At 72.8% G+C, this 18474-nt stretch carries 21 protein-coding genes; 8 read left to right on the plus strand and 13 right to left on the minus strand.

Annotated features, from left to right (window positions below; all coding sequences use genetic code 11):
* Positions 1-9: 9 nt before the first annotated feature.
* Positions 10-1602: a phytoene desaturase family protein gene (locus tag SPOPO_RS0119200; protein ID WP_019876659.1), complete on the minus strand. Its 1593-nt coding sequence runs from the start codon at positions 1600-1602 to the stop codon at positions 10-12.
* Positions 1603-1653: 51 nt separating this feature from the next.
* Between SPOPO_RS0119200 and SPOPO_RS0119205 the strand changes: the two genes are divergently transcribed.
* Positions 1654-2664 (plus strand): iron-containing redox enzyme family protein, encoded by a 1011-nt coding sequence (locus SPOPO_RS0119205; protein ID WP_156870039.1) that lies wholly within the window; start codon positions 1654-1656, stop codon positions 2662-2664.
* Positions 2665-2717: 53 nt separating this feature from the next.
* Here the strand turns inward: SPOPO_RS0119205 and SPOPO_RS0119210 are convergent, their stop codons facing one another.
* The 5 genes from SPOPO_RS0119210 to SPOPO_RS0119235 all read right to left on the minus strand — a co-directional run bounded on the left by SPOPO_RS0119210 (position 2718) and on the right by SPOPO_RS0119235 (position 5875).
* Positions 2718-2972, minus strand: coding sequence for a CDGSH iron-sulfur domain-containing protein (locus SPOPO_RS0119210; protein ID WP_019876661.1), 255 nt, complete (start codon positions 2970-2972; stop codon positions 2718-2720).
* Positions 2956-3582, minus strand: a complete 627-nt coding sequence (locus tag SPOPO_RS0119215; protein WP_019876662.1) for a HemK2/MTQ2 family protein methyltransferase — start codon at positions 3580-3582, stop codon at positions 2956-2958. The genes SPOPO_RS0119210 and SPOPO_RS0119215 overlap by 17 nt, the downstream gene beginning before the upstream one ends.
* Positions 3583-3667: 85 nt before the next feature.
* On the minus strand, positions 3668-3916 hold the full coding sequence (locus tag SPOPO_RS0119220; protein ID WP_156870041.1) for a hypothetical protein: 249 nt from the start codon (positions 3914-3916) through the stop codon (positions 3668-3670).
* Between the two features lie 114 nt (positions 3917-4030).
* Complete coding sequence (locus SPOPO_RS0119230) at positions 4031-5041, minus strand: DNA topoisomerase IB (protein WP_019876664.1); 1011 nt, start codon at positions 5039-5041, stop codon at positions 4031-4033.
* Positions 5042-5059: 18 nt separating this feature from the next.
* On the minus strand, positions 5060-5875 hold the full coding sequence (locus SPOPO_RS0119235) for a SigB/SigF/SigG family RNA polymerase sigma factor (RefSeq protein ID WP_019876665.1): 816 nt from the start codon (positions 5873-5875) through the stop codon (positions 5060-5062).
* 114 nt (positions 5876-5989) lie between these two features.
* Here SPOPO_RS0119235 and SPOPO_RS0119240 point away from each other — a divergent pair, with 114 nt between their 5' ends.
* Positions 5990-7174, plus strand: coding sequence for a zinc-dependent alcohol dehydrogenase (locus tag SPOPO_RS0119240; protein WP_028984927.1), 1185 nt, complete (start codon positions 5990-5992; stop codon positions 7172-7174).
* A 149-nt stretch (positions 7175-7323) separates the two neighbouring features.
* Here the strand turns inward: SPOPO_RS0119240 and SPOPO_RS0119245 are convergent, their stop codons facing one another.
* The 3 genes from SPOPO_RS0119245 to SPOPO_RS0119255 are packed head-to-tail and all read right to left on the minus strand — an operon-like array spanning position 7324 to position 9982.
* Positions 7324-8817 carry an FAD-dependent oxidoreductase gene (locus tag SPOPO_RS0119245; protein WP_019876667.1) on the minus strand — a complete coding sequence of 498 codons (1494 nt, stop codon included), beginning with the start codon at positions 8815-8817 and terminating at the stop codon, positions 7324-7326.
* Positions 8814-9563: a DUF72 domain-containing protein gene (locus tag SPOPO_RS0119250; protein ID WP_019876668.1), complete on the minus strand. Its 750-nt coding sequence runs from the start codon at positions 9561-9563 to the stop codon at positions 8814-8816. The genes SPOPO_RS0119245 and SPOPO_RS0119250 overlap by 4 nt, the downstream gene beginning before the upstream one ends.
* A 2-nt stretch (positions 9564-9565) precedes the next feature.
* Entirely contained in the window at positions 9566-9982 is a 417-nt protein-coding gene (locus SPOPO_RS0119255) for a CBS domain-containing protein (RefSeq protein WP_019876669.1), read from the minus strand.
* 187 nt (positions 9983-10169) lie between these two features.
* Between SPOPO_RS0119255 and SPOPO_RS0119260 the strand changes: the two genes are divergently transcribed.
* Genes SPOPO_RS0119260 through SPOPO_RS34450 form a run of 4 tightly spaced genes read left to right on the plus strand, consistent with a single transcriptional unit; the run spans position 10170 to position 12819 of the window.
* Positions 10170-10493 carry a hypothetical protein gene (locus SPOPO_RS0119260; protein WP_019876670.1) on the plus strand — a complete coding sequence of 108 codons (324 nt, stop codon included), beginning with the start codon at positions 10170-10172 and terminating at the stop codon, positions 10491-10493.
* A gap of 1 nt (position 10494) precedes the next feature.
* Positions 10495-11520, plus strand: coding sequence for an NAD-dependent epimerase/dehydratase family protein (locus SPOPO_RS30580; RefSeq protein ID WP_019876671.1), 1026 nt, complete (start codon positions 10495-10497; stop codon positions 11518-11520).
* Between the two features lie 7 nt (positions 11521-11527).
* On the plus strand, positions 11528-12451 hold the full coding sequence (locus SPOPO_RS0119270; RefSeq protein WP_019876672.1) for a mechanosensitive ion channel family protein: 924 nt from the start codon (positions 11528-11530) through the stop codon (positions 12449-12451).
* Positions 12448-12819 (plus strand): Rv3103c transmembrane domain-containing protein, encoded by a 372-nt coding sequence (locus SPOPO_RS34450; protein WP_019876673.1) that lies wholly within the window; start codon positions 12448-12450, stop codon positions 12817-12819. Before SPOPO_RS0119270 ends, SPOPO_RS34450 begins: the two co-directional genes overlap by 4 nt.
* An 11-nt stretch (positions 12820-12830) precedes the next feature.
* Here the strand turns inward: SPOPO_RS34450 and SPOPO_RS0119280 are convergent, their stop codons facing one another.
* The 3 genes from SPOPO_RS0119280 to SPOPO_RS0119290 are packed head-to-tail and all read right to left on the minus strand — an operon-like array spanning position 12831 to position 15453.
* Positions 12831-13571 (minus strand): SDR family NAD(P)-dependent oxidoreductase, encoded by a 741-nt coding sequence (locus SPOPO_RS0119280; protein WP_019876674.1) that lies wholly within the window; start codon positions 13569-13571, stop codon positions 12831-12833.
* Positions 13571-14392: an enoyl-CoA hydratase/isomerase family protein gene (locus tag SPOPO_RS0119285; RefSeq protein ID WP_019876675.1), complete on the minus strand. Its 822-nt coding sequence runs from the start codon at positions 14390-14392 to the stop codon at positions 13571-13573. The genes SPOPO_RS0119280 and SPOPO_RS0119285 overlap by 1 nt, the downstream gene beginning before the upstream one ends.
* Before the next feature lie 26 nt (positions 14393-14418).
* Positions 14419-15453: a TIGR03617 family F420-dependent LLM class oxidoreductase gene (locus SPOPO_RS0119290; RefSeq protein WP_019876676.1), complete on the minus strand. Its 1035-nt coding sequence runs from the start codon at positions 15451-15453 to the stop codon at positions 14419-14421.
* 71 nt (positions 15454-15524) lie between these two features.
* Between SPOPO_RS0119290 and SPOPO_RS0119295 the strand changes: the two genes are divergently transcribed.
* Positions 15525-16283, plus strand: coding sequence for an SAM-dependent methyltransferase (locus tag SPOPO_RS0119295; RefSeq protein ID WP_019876677.1), 759 nt, complete (start codon positions 15525-15527; stop codon positions 16281-16283).
* A 7-nt stretch (positions 16284-16290) separates the two neighbouring features.
* Here the strand turns inward: SPOPO_RS0119295 and SPOPO_RS35930 are convergent, their stop codons facing one another.
* A complete protein-coding gene (locus SPOPO_RS35930; protein ID WP_019876678.1) occupies positions 16291-17208 on the minus strand; it encodes a LysR family transcriptional regulator in 918 nt (305 codons plus the stop codon).
* Positions 17209-17300: 92 nt separating this feature from the next.
* On the opposite strand from SPOPO_RS35930, the gene SPOPO_RS0119305 reads away from it, so the two are divergent.
* Entirely contained in the window at positions 17301-18464 is a 1164-nt protein-coding gene (locus tag SPOPO_RS0119305; protein ID WP_211210925.1) for a YbfB/YjiJ family MFS transporter, read from the plus strand.
* Positions 18465-18474 lie beyond the last annotated feature (10 nt).

Here is an 18474-nt window from a genome sequence, read left to right on the forward strand (position 1 = left end):
AGGAGAAGGTCAGGCGCGGCCCGAGGCGATGGCGCGGATCACGGCGGTCGCGAGGCGGCCGGAGGTCCCGGCCCGGAGGGCGGCGTGGGCGGCGTTGGCGCCGGGGGCGCCGTGGACCCCGCCGCCCGGGTGGGCGGACGCCGACGCGAGGTAGAGCCCGCGGATGTGCGTCTCCGGGCGGCCGAGACCGGGCAGCGGACGCAGGACGAGCTGCTGGTGCAGGCCGCTGGTCCCGGCGCTGATCGCGCCCTCGACGAGGTTCGCGTTCTCGGCCTCGAGGTCGGGCGGGAAGCTGACGGAACGGTTGATCACGAGGTCGGTGAACCCGGGGGCGTACTCCTCCATGCGGCGGTCGACCGCGGCGAGCACGCGCTTCTGCAGGTCGGGGTCGCGCCAGCCGTCAATGCCGCCCGGCCGCGCCGGGACGTGCGTGTACGCCCACGCCGACTCGGTGCCGGCGGGCGAGCGCGTCGCGTCGGCGGTGGTCATCTGACCCAGCAACAGGAACGGGTCCCGCGGGACGCGGCCCATCGCGAGCTCGTGGGCGAACTCCGAGAGCGCGTCGAAGTCCCCGCCGACGTGGACGGTGCCCGCCCCGACCACGTCGGGGTTCTTCCACGGGATCGGGCCGGACAACGCCCAGTCGATCTTGATCGTCGCGTCGTCCCAGGAGAACCGGCGCAGGTCGTCGCGGAGTCGCGTCGGGACGAGGTCCGGACTGAGGAGGTTCAGGTAGAGGTCCGGCGCGGTGACGTCGGCGAGGACGGCGCGGGCGGAGAACGTCTCGCCGCCGGCCCGGACGCCGACGGCCCGGCCGTCCCGCACCAGCACCTGCTCGACGCGGACCCCGCAGCGGACCCGTCCGCCGCGGGAGTTCAGGCGGCGGACCATCGCCGCCGTCAGTTCGCCGGCGCCGCCGACGGGGACGGGGAACCCGACGTCCTGGCCGAGCATCGCGAGCAGCCAGCCGAAGACGGCGCTGCCGGCCTCCTCGGGGCCGAGGTCGGTGTGCATGGCGTTGCCGGCGATGAGCAGCGGACCGCCCTCACCGGCGAAGCGTTCCCGCCCGTAGGCGCGGACCGAGAGCAGGCCGAACCGGGCGAAGCTCAGCGCGCCGTGGACCTTGAGCTGCCGGGCCAGCCGGGCGCCCGCGCGGACGGGCGGGAACGGCTTGAGCAGCGCGTCCATCAGCGTCGGGCCGAGCTCGGTCCACTGGTCGACGAGCGCGCGCCAGGCGGCGGCGTCGCGGGGGTCGAAGGCGGCGAGGGACTCGGCGGTGATGTCGACGTCACGGTTCAGGACGACCGTGCGTCCGTCCGGCAGCGGGTGGGCGAGCGCGGTGGGGGCGTGGGTCCAGCGCAGGCCGTGGGCGGGCAGGTCGAGCGCCGCCAGGGCCGGGGAGGCCGCGCCGAGCGGGTAGAACGAGCTGAACCGGTCGTTCACGAACCCCGGGGCGACGTACTCGCCGCTGCGGACGGCGCCGCCGGGTTCGTCCTCGGCCTCCAGGACCAGGACGTCCCAGCCCGCGTCGGCGAGCAGATTGGCCGCGACGAGTCCGTTCGGGCCGGCGCCGATGACCACGGCGTCCAAGGAGGAGTTCATGTCCTGGCCCTACCCACGCTTTCCGCACGTTTACCTGGGTAGATGCGCGTCATGACGGTTACTGAGCTTCCCGCACGCCCGGAGGCCGTCGGCCCGCCGCTGCCCGCCGCCCGAGGGCCGATCTCGGCCCGCATGCTCGACCTGATCTGCGGCCGCGCGACCGCGAACCCGCCTTCCGGCGCTGTCGGTGACGCCGATCCCTACGGCGACGACCTGCAGCTCGCGCTGTACATGGCCTACGAGCTGCACTACCGGGGCTTTGCGGGCGTCGACGACGACCGGGAGTGGGACGCCGACGTCCTCGCGCTGCGCACCGCGCTGGAGCGGCGCTTCTCCGGCGCGCTGCGCGACCGGATCACCCCGAGCGCCGACGTGGACGCCGCGATCGCCGACCTGCTCGCCGTCGACGGCGAGGGCGGGGTCTCGGACTTCCTCGCCCGCAACGGCACCCGCGCTCAGGTGCGGGAGATGCTCGTCCACCGCTCGATGTACCACCTCAAGGAGGCGGACCCGCAGGCGTTCGTGCTGCCCCGGCTCTCCGGGGCCACCAAGGCGGGCGTCGCCGCGGTCGAGTTCGACGAGTACGGGGGCGGCCGCGCTGCGCGCATGCACGCGGAGCTGTTCGCGTCGCTGATGCGCGCCTTCGACCTCGACGCCCGGTACGGCGTCTACATCGACGTCGTGCCGGCGCCGATGCTCGCCGTCGTCAACTTCATGTCGCTGTGCGGCCTGCACCGCGCGCGCCGTGGCGCGCTGCTGGGTCAGCTGGCCGCCGTCGAGATCACGTCCCCGCCCGGGTCGATGCGCATGGTCGCCGCGATCCGCCGCGCCGGGGGTTGCGAGATTGCTGAGGAGTTCTACGCCGAGCACGTCGTCGCCGACTCCGTCCACGAGCAGGTGATGCGCGCCGACGTTCTCGGCACCCTGCTGGAGCACGAACCCCACCTCGCCGAGGACGTCGTCTTCGGCATCTGCGCCGCCGGGTACCTCGACACCCGGCTCGACGAGCACCTGCTGAGCTCCTGGACCGCCGGCCGCTCCAGCCTCCTGGGCCCGATCTGACTCCTGCGGGATGACGTCCCGCAGAAACTGGCGCGATCAGAGACGAACGGCGCTCAGAGGCGGCGGTGGGTGCCGTCGCAAAGGGGGTAGCGGCCGCTCTGGCCGCAGGCGCAGATCGCGACGCGGAAGCGGTCGATCCGCTCGGGTGGTCCGTCGCCGACGCAGACCTCGATCGGGCCGTCGACGAGGACCGGTCCGCCGCGGTTGCACGTGACGCGGCGGACCTCGGCGCCGCGGCGGGGGAACGCCTCGGACGCCAGGGTCTCGCCGGACGCGGAGTCCGGGAGGGCCTCAGGCGCGAGTGCCACGGACGACCACCAGGGTCTCGGTGTTCTCGCCGGGGCCGATGAGGCCCTCGGCGCGCAGCCACGCCTCGCGGGAGCGCATGACGGGCCCGAAGGGGATCTCGTCCTTCTTCACGACCTCGGCGGTCAGGCCCTGCTCGCTCAGGAGTGCGACGGTGCGGCCCGGGTCGCAGAGGGCGGAGTGGACCAGCCAGAGCGATCCGCCCGGCGCGAGCCGACTCGGGGCGTCGCGGCAGATCCGGTCGAGGAGCGCGCGGCCGTCCCGGCCCGCGTCCCACGCGCGCGCCCGGCTGTGGGCGGGTGGGGGTCCGTCGCAGGTCGGCACGTACGGCGGGTTGGCGACGATCAGGTCGAACAGACCGGCGACGCCGGAGAGCAGATCGCCGCGCCGCGCCCGCACGGGGAGGCGCCGCAGCATGGCGTTGATGCGGGTGCCGAGGATCGCGCGGCGCGCGATGTCGACGGCCACGACCTCACCGGCGCCGGCGGCGGCCAGTTCGAGGGCGATGTGGCCACTGCCGGTCCCGAGCTCGCACACGCGAGCGTTGGGCGGCAGCGGCTCGGCAAGGACGGAGTTGAGGAGCAGGAGGGTGTCTTCCTGCGGGGCGTACACACCCGGAAGTCTCAGCAGCAGCACGAGGCCGGACTACCCGCAAACGCGCCGGAAATGCTGGACGCCAGCTGTGTCTGAGGGTGACTCAGACCGCGAGTGGCGCCCCGGGCGGCAGCTCGAGGCCGCGCCGGGCCCGGTGCAGGGCGACGTCGAGGTGGTCGCGCGCGAGAACTCCGGCCCGGACCCAGACCAGGTCTTCGGACCCGCCGTTCAGTTGCTGGGCGACGTGAACCGCGTGGTCGACGGCGTGCGCGACGGTCTCCGCGTCCAGGGCGGGAAACTCCGTCGAGAGCACGGCGACCATGTCGGCGCGCGAGCGAGGCGTGGGGGCCAAGGGACTCCGATTTCCGAGACGTCGAGCAACCCCGGTTCTGGAGGTGGCTAACGTGAGTTACCCGCCGGAACGCCGTTTCAACCCTGTCCGCGCCGGCGACTTCCGGACCGCGCGTCAGACCGAGCGCAGCAGCTTGGTGACGGCTTCCTCGACGGGCCCGGCGGTCGCGAGCGAGCCGGGTTCGACGCCCTCGCCGAGGACGTCGAGGGCGCGGGTGACGGTGCGGCCGTCGTCGTAGCACTCGATGACCCGGGCGTCGATGTAGGACCGCCGGGCGACGGCGGGGGTGTTGCCGAGGTACTCGGCGACCTCGCGGACGGTCCGGGCCACGGCGCGCTTGCGGGCGGTCGGCGACGAGACCTGGTCCGAGACCGCGAGGCCGACGGCCGCGAGCACGGTCGCGTGCCAGGTGCGGAAGTCCTTGGCGGTGAAGTCCCCGCCCGAGATCTCCCGCAGGTAGGCGTTGATGTGGGCGGCCTTGACGTCGTGCCAGCCGTCGGAGTCGCGCCAGGCGAGCAGCTCGGGGTTGGCGTCCCGGCGGCGGCGGAGCCCCGTGATCAGGCGGCAGACCGCCTCGTCGGCGACCGCCTGCTCGCGCTGGATCCCGTGCTTGGCGGGGTAGTCGAACTCGACGACGCCGCGGCGGCACGTGACGTGCTCCCGCCGGACGGTCGCGAGCCCGAACGTCCCGTGCTCGACGGTGTACGCGTCGCTGCCGGACCGGAAGAACCCGAGGTCCAGCAGCCGGACGGCCCCCGCGAGCACGCGCTCGCGCGGGAAGCCCCGCTGCTCCAGGTGCTCGGCGACGGTCTTCCGGATCTGCGGCAGCGCCTTGGCGAAGGCGAACATCCGGTCGTGCTTCGCCGCGTCCCGGACCGTCCGCCACTCGTCGTGGTAGCGGTACTGCAGGCGTCCGGCAGCGTCCCGGCCGGTGGCCTGCAGGTGGCCGCGGGCGTCGGGGCAGATCCAGACGTCCGTCCAGGCCGGCGGAATCACCAGGGCCTGGATGCGGGCGCGGTCCTCGGCGCTGACGGCGGATCCGTCGTCGTGGCGGTAACGGAACCCCTTTCCGCACCGGACCCGCCGGATCCCGGGCGCCGCGGGATCACTGCGGCGCAGTTCCACCGCGGCGCTCCCGAGGGTTCAGGCGTCGGCCAGCATGCCCTGGCGCAGCTGCGCGAGGGTGCGGGCCAGCAGCCGCGAGACGTGCATCTGGGAGATGCCGAGCTCCTCACCGATCTGCGACTGCGTCTTCTCCTCGTAGAAGCGCAGGTGCAGGATGCGCTTGTCGCGCTCGCTCAGCTGCTCGATCAGCGGTCGGAGGGCCTCCATGTCCTCGAAGAGCTCGAAGCGGCCGTCGGTGAAGGCGACGGTGTCCGCGACGGTCTGGCCGTCCTCGTCGCTGCCGCTGACCGGGGACTCCAGCGACGTGACCGAGAAGTGGTCCTCGGCGGTCATGGCCTCCAGGACCAGGTCCGGGCTGACGGCGAGCTTCTCGGCGAGCTCGTTGACCGTCGGGGCGCGACCGAGCTCGTGCGCGAGCGCCTCGGTTGCGTCCCGCAGGACCGCCTTGGTCTCCTGCAGACGGCGGGGGAGGCGGATCCAACGACGCTTGTCGCGGAAGTAGCGGCGGATCTCGCCCTGGATGGTCGGCTTCGCGTACGCCGCGAAGTCGGAGCCGTGGTCCGGGTCGAAGCGGCTGATCGCCAGGGCGAGGCCGACGAACCCGACGGCCTCGAGCTCGTCGGTCTCGACGGCGCGGCCGGCGTAGCGGCTCGCGAGCCACTTGACCAGTCCGGCGTACCGGACGGCGATGAACTCCTGGATGCGCTCGCGCTCGGCGTCCTGGGTGGCGGCGCGGAGCGCGCGGAAGAGGTCGTCGTCAGTGCTGTCGGCGTTCACGGCGGCGCGGGTCAGGGTGGCCGCCGGGGCGGAGGTCATCGTGGGGGTCGCGTTCATGACCGGAGGATTCCGTGTCTGACCAGCACCGAAACGAGGGGTGACTGTGATTCAGGACAAGCAATCCGAAGCGGGTTTCGGCATCCCCACGCTCGGCACGGGCAGTGTCCGTCCATGAGAGCACTCACCTGGCAAGGTAAACGTGACGTACGCGTCGAAGACGTGCCCGATCCCCGGATCGAGGCCCCCACGGACGCGATCATCCAGATCACCTCCACCGCGATCTGTGGCTCCGATCTGCACCTGTACGAGGTGCTCGGCCCGTTCCTGGAGCCCGGCGACGTCCTCGGCCACGAGCCCATGGGCGTCGTGCAGGAGGTCGGCCCCGAGGTGACGCACATCAAACCGGGCGACCGGGTCGTCGTCCCGTTCAACATCTCCTGCGGCACGTGCTGGATGTGCAGCAAGGCGCTCTACGCCCAGTGCGAGACGACGCAGAACACCGCGACCGGCAAGGGCGCCTCGCTGTTCGGCTACACCTCGCTCTACGGCTCCGTGCCGGGCGGGCAGGCCCAGTACCTGCGGGTGCCGCAGGCGCACTTCGGTCCGATCGTCGTCCCCGAGGGCGTCCCGGACGAGCGGTACCTCTACCTCTCCGACGTCGTCCCGACGGCGTGGCAGGCGGTCGCGTACGCGGACGTCCCGAAGGACGGGACGCTCGCCGTCCTCGGCCTCGGCCCGATCGGCCTGATGTGCACCCGGATCGCCAAGCACCTCGGCGTCGAGCGGGTCATCGGTGTCGACCTCGTCGACGACCGGCTCGCGCGGGCGAAGGCCGACGGCATCGAGGTCGTCGACTCGCGGGAGGTCGACGACGTCGCCGTCGCGCTGATCGAGATGACCTCGGGTCGCGGCCCGGACGCGGTGATCGACGGCGTCGGCATGGAGGCCGCGCACTCGCCGCTGGAGAAGGCCGCGCACACGATGGTCGGCATGCTCCCGGACAAACTCGCCGAGCCGATGATGGACAAGATGGGCATCGACCGCCTCGCCGCGCTGCACACCGCGGTCAAGTCCGTCCGGCGCGGGGGAACCGTCTCGCTGTCCGGCGTCTACGGCGGCGAGACCGACCCGATGCCGCTGATGGAGATGTTCGACCGGGGCATCCAGCTCCGGATGGGCCAGTGCCACGTCAAGCGCTGGATCGACGACATCCTCCCCGTCGTCGAGGCCGACGGTGACCCGCTCGGGCTGGAGGACTTCGCGACCCACCGGGTCCCCCTCGAGGACGCCCCCGCCGCGTACGAGATGTTCCAGAAGAAGACCGACAACTGCTTCAAGGTCGTCCTCAAACCCTGACGCCCATCCGGCCGGCCGCTGACACCCCGGCCGGCCGGCCGCCGCTCCCGCTGTCAAGAAAGGGTGACACCCCTTACTCGTAAGTAAGGGGTGTCACCCTTTTCTGACGCCGCAACGGAGGGGTGTCACCCCTGGTGAAACGGGTGGGGTCAGAGGGATTCCCGGGCCAGCGGGTGGACGGCGGGGCCCTCGAGGACGTTGCCGTCGACGTCGAAGCGGGAGCCGTGGCACGGGCAGTCCCAGCTGGTCTCGGCGGCGTTGAAGCGGACCAGGCAGCCGAGGTGGGTGCACCGCAGCGAGACGCAGTGGGCGGCGCCGGCCTCGTCGCGGTAGACCCCGACCTGCTTGTGGCCGGAGCGGACGACGGCAGCGGTGCCGGGCTCCACGGCGTCGGGGGAGGAGACCTCGCCCGGGCGGAGACGGTCGCCGACGATGTCCGCGCCGACCTTCGCCTGCAGCCGGGCGAAGCTGTGCGCGGAGCGGAGGTTGAAGCGGGTCGGCCGGAACGTCTCCCCGTAGGGGCTCTGACGCCCCATCACCAGATCGGTGAGGATGCCGGCCGCGACGGTGCCGTTGCTCAGCCCCCACTTGCCGTACGCGGTCGCGACCCACAGCGAGTTCGAGCCGGGGACGTACGGCCCGATCATCGGGAGGTGGTCGGCGGACACCGGGTCCTGGGCCGACCAGCGGTACGGGACGTCGCGGACGTCGGTCCAGGCGCGGAGGTCGTCCTCCAGGGCCTCGAAGCGGTCGGGCCCGACCCCGCGGTCACCGGCGGCGTGGCCCTCGCCACCGAGGACGGCGATCCCGTCCACCAGCGCCCACGAGCGGGTCGGGGAGCCGGCGGTGATGGCGAGGGTCTGTCCGGTGTCCCCGGCGAGGGGACCGGCGACGCAGTAGGAGCGCTTGGCCTCCAGTCGCGCGAAGTACAGGCCGCGGTCGAACATCGGGTAGTGCGCGGCGACCACGACGTGGCGCGCGGTGATCTCGGCGTGCTCGGTGCGTGCCCGGTACGGGTCGCCGCCGCGCAGGCCGGCGACGCGGCTGTCCTCGAACAGGCGCGCCCCGGCGGCCTGGGCGGCGCGCAGCAGACCGCGGACGTACCGGACCGGGTGCAGCGTCAGCTGGTCCTCGAGCACGACGGCGCCGTAGCAGGGCAGGGGAGCGTCGACCGAGTCCGCGCGGGTGACGCGCAGCCCGGCGGCCCGGGCGGCCTGCAGCTCCTGCTCGATCGAGGGGACGTCGTCGACGGAGCCGGCCACGGTCGCGGCGGGCCGGCGGGACAGCCCGGCGTCGGGGGCGAACTGTTCGGCGAGCTCGGCCACGGTCGCGACGCCGGCGAGGTTGGCGGCCGCGTACGACGCCGCGGTGTCGGCGCCGTGACGGCGCGTCAGGGTCGTGTAGATGGTGCCCTGCAGTGCCGACACCTTCGCGGTGTTCAGCCCCGAGGTGCCGCTGACCGCGGTCGCGGCCTCGCAGATCACGACGTCGAGCCCGGCGCGGGCGAGCAGCAGCGCAGTGGTGACGCCGGTGATCCCGGCGCCGATCACCAGGACGTCGCAGGCGATCGCCCCGGACGCGGGGGGAGCGGTCCGGGTGGTGTCGGCGAGCCACGGGGAACCGGTGGCGGAGACGGTGGTCATGGCGATCCTGTCGGTACGTCGGCCGTCGGTACGAGCCGGGCGAAGGTGCGGGCGTTGCGGACGGCGGCGCCGCCGGGGTCGTTGTTGAAGTAGACGTAGACGTCCTCGTCCACGCCGTAGGTCCCGCGGACGCGGTCGGCCCAGGAGTGCAGCGAGTGCCGGCCGTAGTTCGGCCACGGCTTGGCCCGGCCCTCGTGGAGCCGGACGTAGCCCCAGTCGGTGGTGCGCCACAACGGGTTGATGGGCTTCGAGTTGCGGTCGGCCCACACCAGGCACGCCTTACGCTCCGTCAGGAGGTCGCGCAGGTCGGGCGTCCACCACGTCTCGTGGCGTGGCTCGACCGCGACCCGGATCTCGGTGGGGAACAGGCGCAGGCAGGCGTCGAGCTTGTCGAGGTCGGCCTTGAGGTTCGGCGGCAACTGGAGCAGGACGGGCCCGAGGCGGTCGCCGAGGCCGGTGAGGCGGTCCATCATCCGCGCGACCGGTTCCTCCGGCTCCTTCAGACGCTTGATGTGGGTGAGGAACCGCGAGGCCTTCACGGCCATGACGAAGCCCGGTGGCGTCGCTTCGCGCCACCGGGCGAACGTCTCGGTCTCGGGCAGGCGGTAGAACGCGTTGTTGTTCTCCACCGTGCCGAACTGGCGGGAGTACTCCGCGAGCCAGCGCGGCGTCGGGCAGCGCGGCGGGTAGAGCACGCCGCGCCAGTCCTTGTACTGCCAGCCCGAGGTGCCGACGAGAACGGGCATCCCTACGGCGCGGAGAGCGCCTCGACGAGGTCGCCGACGCGCTGGTCCGGCAACGCCCGGGCGACGTCGGCCTGCGCCACGATCCCGACGAGCGTGTGCCCGTCGATGACCGGGACCCGGCGGACCTGGTGCTGCCCCATCGTCTTCATCAGCTCGTCGATGGAGTCGTCGGCGCCGATCGTCACGGCCTCGCCCTGCTGGAACTCCCCGGCCAGGCAGGAGTTCGGGTCCTTGCCGGCCGCGACCACCTTCACGGCGATGTCCCGGTCGGTGATCATGCCACTGAGCCGGTTGTCCTCGCCGCAGATGGGCAGCGCGCCCACCCCCAGCTCGGCCATCTTGCGGGCGGCCTCGGCGACCGTCTGGTTCTCGCGGATGCACTCCGCGTTCGGCGTCATGATGTCGCGTGCCTTGGTCATGCGGTCCTCCCTCGTCCGTGGATGGAGATCGGCCTGATCTCGGACTACCCGGCACCAGGGCCGGAAACGGGCGACGACTGAATCCGTCCGGTCTGTCTTCGGCCCTGCAGGTAGATCGACGGCACGTTCGAGCCGCTGCGGGCGGGGCAGACCTCCGGGGACGAGGACACCACCGAGGAGGTGCGCCATGCCCGCAGGTTCGAGCCCGAAGCGTGAGCGGCAGTACGAGCACATCAAGGCCGGTCTGAAGAAGCGCGGCAAGTCGACCGACGTCGCCGAGGAGATCGCGGCGCGGACGGTCAACAAGGAGCGTGCCCGCTCCGGGGAGTCCAAGCAGGCGAGCCGGAGCTCGACGAAGGACATCTCGTCGAGCCGTCGCGGTGGCCTGCGGTCGCACAGCGGCTCGGGCGGCCGGACGAAGGAACAGCTCTACAACGAGGCCAAGCGCAAGAACATCAAGGGCCGCTCGTCGATGAACAAGGCGGAACTCGAGCGCGCGGTCGGTCGCTGACGTGCGAATCGCCATCACCGGAGCGTCCGGCAATCTCGGGACGGCGCTGATCCGCGCGCTGCGCGGCACCGACCCCGGCCTCGACATCGTCGGCATCTGCCGTCGCCCGCCGGCCGAGGGGCCGGCGGGGGAGTCGCTCGGCGCCGTCGACTGGCGCGCGATCGACCTGTCGAGGCCGGAGTGCGAGCCGGCGCTCGTGGCCGCGTTCGACGGGGTCGACGCGGTCGTCCACCTGGCGTGGGCGATCCAGCCCGTCCGTGAGGAGGAGCGCCTGTACGCCGTCAACGTCGGTGGGACGGCGCGGATGCTGCGCGCGGCCGCGGCGGCGAAGGTGCCGCACGTGGTGCACGGCTCCTCGCTCGCGGTGTACGCGCCGCACGAGACGAGCCCGGTCGACGAGACCTGGCCGACGACCGGTGTGAAGACGTCCTCCTACAGCCGGCAGAAGGTGGAGGCCGAGCGGCTGGTGGCCGAGGCCGAGCGCGCGAACCCGGAGATGACGTTCGCCTACGTCCGGCCGACGCTGGTCGTCCAGCGCAACGCCGCGGCGGAGATCGCGTCCTTGTTCGTGGGTGCGCGGCTGCCGATGAAGGCGCTGGCCGCGCTCCGGGGGCGGTTGCCCCTGCTGCCGCTGCCCGCGGGTCTGCAGATGCAGCTGGTCCACGCCGACGACGTGGCGGACGCGATCGTCCGGATCCTGGAGCAGAAGGCCGCCGGCCCGTTCAACCTCGCGGCCGAGGTGCTCGGCCCGCACGATCTCGGCGAGGTCATGGGCGGCGCGCGTCCGATCGGGGTCCCGCGTCAGGTGACGCGCGCCGCGGTCGGTGTGGCCTACAAGGCCCGCGCGATCCCGACCTCGCCCGGCTGGCTGGACATGCTGGTCACCGGCGCCTCGCTGGACTCCACGCGCGCCCGCGCCGAGCTCGGTTGGGAGCCGCGGTACTCCTCGGCCCAGGCCGCGGCCGAGCTGCTCGACGGCTTCGCCGACGGTGCCCAGGGCCCGACGCCCGCACTCCAACTGGTTTGATCGACGCGTGCGCTATGGCTCCTCCCCGGCCCGGAACGCCGATCAGCTGACCGCGGCCGCCCAGACCGACGACCTGACCACCTGGGCGCGCGGCGACGGCCTCGAGATCGTGCTCGTCGTGCTCGGCGCGATCCTGGCCTGCCGCGCGGTCGCCGCGGTCGGGCACTACGCGACCCGGCGCATCGACGCCGCCGGCGGGGAACTCGACGACGTCGTCCGCACCGAGCGGGGCAAGCACCAGCACGCGCTGGTGCAGGTGCTGATCTGGCTCGGCAACGTCACCATCGTCTGCATCGCGATCGTGCGGTGCCTGACGCTGCTCGGGTTCTCGCTGACCGGCTTCGTCGCGCCGGCGGCCGTGCTCGGCGTCGCGCTCGGCTTCGGCGCGCAGCGGATCGTGCAGGACCTGCTGGCCGGGTTCTTCATCATCGCCGAGCGGCAGTACGGCTTCGGCGACCTCGTCCGGATCTCGACCCTCGGCTCGGAGACCGGCGTCACCGGCACGATCGAGGAGGTCTCGCTCCGCATCACCAAGATGCGGACGTTCACCGGGGAGCTCGTCATCGTGCCCAACGGGCAGCTCGTGCAGGTCACGAACCTCTCGCGCGACTGGGCCCGGGCCGTCATCGACATCCCGCTGTGGCCGAACTCCGACCTCGTCGAGGCGCAGCGGATTCTGCGTGAGGTCGGCGCGGACGTCTACCGCGACCCGAAGCTGCGGCCGCTGCTGCTCGACGAGCCGACGGTCATGGGCGTCGAGACGATCAGCACCAGCTTCGTGAAGGTCCGCATGGTGGCGCGCACCCTGCCCGACCGGCAGTACGAGGTCGGCCGGGCCCTGCGCGCGCGGGTCATCACCGCGTTCCGGGAGCAGGGCATCTCGCTGCCGACGGACACGATCATCGCCAGCTCGGCCCCGGGGACGCCGTGAACCTGCCCCCCACGCTGTTCGGCGGCCGCGTCCGCACCTCGACGGTGGGGCTGATGGCTGCCTTCGTCGCCGTCCTGACGCTGTGGATCCTGATCCGCCCCGAGCCCCTCGACTACACCGAGGAGGTCGTGACGGTCCGCAAGACGCGCGCCACCCCGACCCCGCGGCCCGAGCCGACGGTCACCCCGGTCCCGGCCGCGACCCCGCGCCCGACCCCGGCCCCGCCCCGGACCCCGCGCCCCTCCGGCGCCCCCCGGGCCACCCCGACCCCGGTCCCGACCCCCGCCGGCGGCGTCGGCGACCTCTTCGCCACCCCCGAACCGACCCCGGAGCCCACCCCGACCCCGTCCCCGGTCGGACTGTTCTGACGCGGCCGGCCTCAGCCCGCCATCGTCAGGCCGCCGCTGACGGAGAGGACCTGGCCGGTGATGTAGTCCGACCGGTCGGAGCAGAAGAACAGGACGGCGTCGGCGATGTCCTTCGGCTCGGCGAGGCGGCGGAACGGGATCGACTTCACGAGGGCGGTCCGGATGTTCTCCGGGACCGAGGCGAACAGGGGCGTGTCGGTCGGGCCGGGGCAGACGCAGTTGACGTTGATCCGGTGCCGGGCCATCTCGCGGGCGAGGGACTTGGTGAACGCGATGACCGCGCCCTTGGTCCCGGAGTAGACGGTCTCGCCCATCGAGCCGACGCGGCCGGCGTCGGAGGAGATGTTGACGATCTTTGCGCGCCGATCGGCCGCGAGAATCGGCTGCAGGAACGCGTGGCACATCCGCACCGGGCCGAGGTAGTTCACCGCGGTCAGCGACTGCCAGAGCTCGTCGTCGTTCGCCAGAAACGGCTCGATGCGGTCGAACCCGGCCGCGTTGACCAGGACGTCGGGCAGCCCGTACCGGGCGACGACCTCGTCCCGGACGCGCAGGATCGCGGCCGGGTCGGCGAGGTCGACGACGAAGGCGTCGCCGCCGTGGGGAAGCGTCTCGGCGGTCGCGCGGGCGCCCGCCTCGTCGCGGTCGAGGACGGCGACCTTCGCGCCCGCCTCGCCGAGCGCCTGCGCGATCGCCCGGCCGATGCCGGAGGCGCCGCCGGTGACGACGGCGAGGCGGTCGCCGAGGTTCATCAGATCCGCCGGGTGTCGGAGACGCTCGGGAAGTTCGGGGCGCGCTTCTCGCGGTGGGAGGCGACGCCCTCGAGCACGTCGGGTCCGGTGAAGTTCAGAAACTCGAGGCCGAGCGAGGCGTCGAAGATCGGGCCCGCCTGTCGGTACCAGTGGTTGAGCGCGTGCTTGGTGAACCGCAACGCGGGCTGGGCCATCGCGGCGAGCTCGGTCGCGACCTCAAGGGCCTTGTCGTGGACGTTCTCGTCGTCGTCGACGCAGAGGGAGACCAGGCCGATCCGCTCGGCCTCTTCGCCGGTGAGCGGCTTGCACGTCAGCAGGTAGTACTTGGCCTTCGCCATGCCGCACAGCAGCGGCCAGCAGATCGCGGCGTGGTCGCCGGCCGCGACGCCGAGGCGGGTGTGGCCGTCGATGATCTTGGCGCTGCGGTTGACGATCGAGATGTCCGCGAGCACACCCGCGACCAGCCCCGCGCCGACGGCCGGCCCGTGCATCGCCGAGACGATCGGCTTCGAGCAGTTGATGACGTTCATGACGAGGTCGCGTGCCTCGCGCATGACCTGGATGCGGGTGCCGTAGTCGGCGATCATCGAATCGATCAGGTCGAAGCTGCCGCCGGCGGAGAAGCCCTTGCCGGCGCCCTGCAGGATCGCGACGCGGGTCTCGGGGTCGCGGTCGACGTCGACCCAGACCTCGCCGAGCTCGCGGTGCCCGTCGGGCCCGACGGCGTTGAGCCCGGGGCCGTCGAGGGTGACGCGCAGGATGCCGTCGCCCGGACGGTCGAAGCGCAGCGAGGGGTAGGCGGCGGCGTAGTCGAACGGCACGGCGTGTCTCCTGATGTGAGGATGCGTCAGTTCTTGTGGTCGCGGACCGCGCGGGCGATCTCGCCCCAGCGGCCGAGGTTCTCGGGGTGGGCGGCGAGGTCGTCGACGGTCAGGTAGGAGATGACCCGCTCGGCGAGGTCGCCGTAGCGGGAGATCAGCGTGTCGGCGATCGAGTCCCACGGTCCGACGACGGCGTAGTGCTCCAGCATCTCGTCGGTGATGCAGGCCCGCAGCGCCTCCATGTCGTTGTTGCGGAGTGCGAGGCGGGCCTTCTCGGTCGTCCCCTCGTAGCCGAGGTCGTCGAACTGGAAGTGGTAGTTGGGCGTGGAGCCGTAGAAGCCGATCTGCTGCTTGGCCTTCGCGGTCAGCGCGGCCCGCTCCTCGGGGGTGTCGCCGGGGACGATGAAGACCGGGATGAGCAGGTCCGTCGTCTTGCCCGCGCCCGCCTTCGCCTCGCCTTCCCGCACCTGCGGCAGCAGGCGGTTGGCGATGTAGTGCATCGAGTGCAGCGGGTGGACGTGGATGCCGTCCGCGTGCTCGCCGGCCATCCGGCACATCCACGGCCCGACCGCGGAGACGTCGATCCGGATGTCCCCGTGCTCGTGGGACGGCGGCGCCCACGCCGGAGGCAGGAGCGTCAGGTCGTGGTACTCGCTGTGGTGGTCGAGCTTCGTCTCGCCCCGGAACGCGGCGAAGATGTCGCGCACCGCGAGGACGTAGCTGCGCAGCCGCGGCCCCGGCGGGTCGTAGTCGACGCCGTAGCGGCGCTCGATGTGAGCCTTGATCTGACTCCCGAGTCCGAGGCGGAACCGGCCGCCCGTGTTGCCCGCGAGTTCCCACGCGATGCCGGCGAGCACCATCGGGCTCGAGGGGAACGCGACCGCGATGCCCGTCGTGAAGTGCAGGGTCGGGGCGGCGGTCGCGGCGGCGGCGATCGACATCCACGGCGTCTGCGTCGTGTCGGTGAAGGTCATGCCGGTGAAGCCGGCGCCCTCCAGGTCGCGCGCGAGCTGCGCGACCTCGTTCCAGGGGGTCGGCCCGACCATCACGTCGATCTGCACGCGGACTCCTTCCGGGGGGACGGGGCCAGTCAACCAATGCCGAGCGGCCCGCGGCGTGGTGGGATGCCTGCGTGGCGTCCCTCGAAGACCTGATCCGCCCGGAGCGGTACCCGCGCTCGCTGAACTACGACCCGGCGTGGGTGGTCTCCCTCGACATGGGGCCGCACCCGCTCTGGCTCCTGGAGAACCTCGACCTCGACCTGCCCGCCGGCGCCCGGGTCCTCGACCTCGGCGCGGGCCGGGGTGCGACGTCGGTGTTCCTCGCCCAGGAATACGGCGCCGAGGTCGTCGCCGCCGACTGGTGGACGCCGGCCGAGGAGGTGCAGAAGGTCCTCCACGCCGCCGGCGTGGGGGAGTCGGTGACGGCGGTCCGCGCGGAGGCCCACGACCTGCCGTTCGAGCCGGAGTCGTTCGACGCGATCGTCAGCGTCGACGCTTTCGAGTACTTCGGCACCGACGACCACTACCTCGGCTACCTGACGCGGTTCCTCCGACCGGGCGGGATCCTCGCGGTCGCGACGCCGGGCATGACGAAGGAGATCCGGGAGCTCGGGGCGATCCCGCACTACATCGCCGAGTGTGTCGGCTGGGAGGCGCTCGCCTGGCACACCCCCGACTGGTGGAGGCGGAGCTGGGAGCTCACCGGGCTCGTCGAGGACGTTCAGGCCCGCCTCCAGCCCGACGGCTGGGCCGACTGGTGGCTCTGGCACGACGTCACCTGCTCGCTCCGGGGCGAGGACCCTCACGCCGGCTCCGTCGGCCGGATGCTCGCCGCCGACGGCGGCCAGATGCTCTCCTTCACTCTTCTGACGGCCCGAAAGAAGGCCTGACGGGCGGTCAGTTCTTCCGGCTCGGCTCCTCGGCGGGGAGCCAGGCGGCGGGGGAGTCGAGGCCGAGGGTGGCGGGGTCGACGGCGAGGGCGTCGACGGTCGCGAGAACCGCGGGCCGGGTCTCGTCGGCCCGCCAGACCAGCGACCACGTGTAGTACGGGGTCGGGTCGACGACCGGGCGCGCGGCGAGGTCGGCCGGGAGCGGCACGCCGTCGCCCTTCGGCGAGTTCAGCACCGGCCGACCGAGCCGGCGGACGTGCGCGAAGTACGCCGGGCCGGTGATGCCGCCGTCGTCGATGCGGACGACCTCGGCCCCGGTGTCGGCGCCGAACTCGGAGACGAAGACGTTCCACGACTCCCAGTTGGCGGTGTCGGCGTCGACGAGGACGATGGTGTCGGCGGCGCGGACCTCACCGGCCTCCGGGGCCGGGCCGATCGCGTGCAGCCGGTGCGCGCCGACGAGCCGCGCGGCGAGGCCGAGGTCGGCGAGGTCGCTGGTGCGGATCCAGCAGACCGCGAGGTCGAGGCTGTGCTCGGCCACCCGCCGCGCCTGGGTGTGCGAGGGCAGGACCCAGGTGTCGACGTGGACGTCGGCCAACCCGAACACCCGCGCGGTGAGGTCGGCCGGCAGCCAGTGGACGTACCCGAGCCGGACGGGCGCGCTCGCGGCCAGGCCCGCCGCCGAGCGGCGCAGGTCCTCGGCCTGGGCCAGCAGCGCGCGGGCCTTGGGGAGCAGCGCGGCGCCGCCCGGGGTGAGGGCGACCGAGCGGCGGTCGCGGTCGAAGAGCCGGACGCCGAGGTCGCGCTCGAGCGCCTTGATCTGCTGGGACAGGGACGGTCCGGCGATCAGCAGCCGCGCCGCGGCCCGGCCGAAGTTCAGCTCCTCGGCGACGGCCACGAAGTAGCGCAGCTGACGGAGCTCCATCCGCGCAGGCTAACGCCCTGAGAGGCTGGGCCTATCAGCCAGGAGCAGACGTGTCGTGGCCGTCGGGGGCGACCGGCCCCACCATCGGGAGCGTGGCGTTGACCGTGGAGCGCGAGCAGGTCGCGACCGCGGCCACCGTGCGGCCCTGGCTCCTCGTCGCCCAGGGGGCCGCCGCGATGGCGGCCGCGATGGGGATCGGACGGTTCGTCTACACGCCGATCCTGCCGTTGATGAACGCCCAGGCCGGGCTCTCGCCGACCGACGGCGCGCACCTCGCGACCGCGAACTACGCCGGGTACTTCGTCGGCGCCCTCGCGACGATGCTCGTCCCGGGCCTGGCCCGCTCGCTGTGGGCGTACCGGGCGGCACTGGTCGCGCTCGTCGCGTCGCTCGCGCTGATGCCGGCCTGGCCCGAGGTCGGGCCGTGGCTGGTGTTCCGCTTCGTCGCCGGTGCGTGCAGCGCGGTCATCTTCATCGTCTGCGCGGGCGCGGTGCTGCACACCCTCCGCGAGCACGCGCACCACTGGGTGGGCTGGGTGTTCAGCGGCGTCGGGACGGGGATCGCGCTGTCCGGCGCGCTCGTCCTCGCCCTGCGGACCCGCGGGACGTGGGAGCAGGCCTGGTGGTGGGCGGCGGTCGCGGCGGCGGTCTGCGCGGTCATTGCGTGGGCCCTGCCGGTGCCGAGGGGCAACGGTGCTGACGGTGGGTCAGCGCAGCCCGCGGTGCCGCGGCGGTGGTTCGTGGCGCTGGCGTCGGGATACGCGCTGGAGGGCGTCGGGTACATCATCGCGGGCACGTTCCTGGTCGCCGCGATCGAGCAGAACACCCCGGGCTCGGTCGGCACGTGGGCGTGGGTGCTGGTCGGCCTCGCCGCCGCGCCGTCGGCGGCGCTGTGGGCGTGGCTGGCCCGGTTCAGCCCGCGCTCGACGCTGTTCGTCGCGGCCCTGGCAGTGCAGGCGATCGGCGTCGCGCAGCCGCCGATCTTCGGGGGAGCGGTCGCGGCGCTCGTGGCCGCGGTGCTGTTCGGTGCGACGTTCCTCGGCATCGCGATGATGGCCCTCGCGATCGGCAACCAGATGCGGATCCCGGGCGCGGTCGCGATCCTCACCACCGGCTACAGCATCGGGCAGATGCTCGGGCCGCTCGTCGTGACGCCGATGCTCGACTCCGGCTACCGGTCGGCGCTGTTCGTCAGCGTGGGGATCGTCGTCGCCGCGGCGGTCGCGAGCACCGGGATGCGCCGTTCGGGTGTCTGACCCGGCGCCT

Origin of the sequence: Sporichthya polymorpha DSM 43042 (assembly GCF_000384115.1) — a bacterium.
GTDB lineage: Bacteria > Actinomycetota > Actinomycetes > Sporichthyales > Sporichthyaceae > Sporichthya > Sporichthya polymorpha.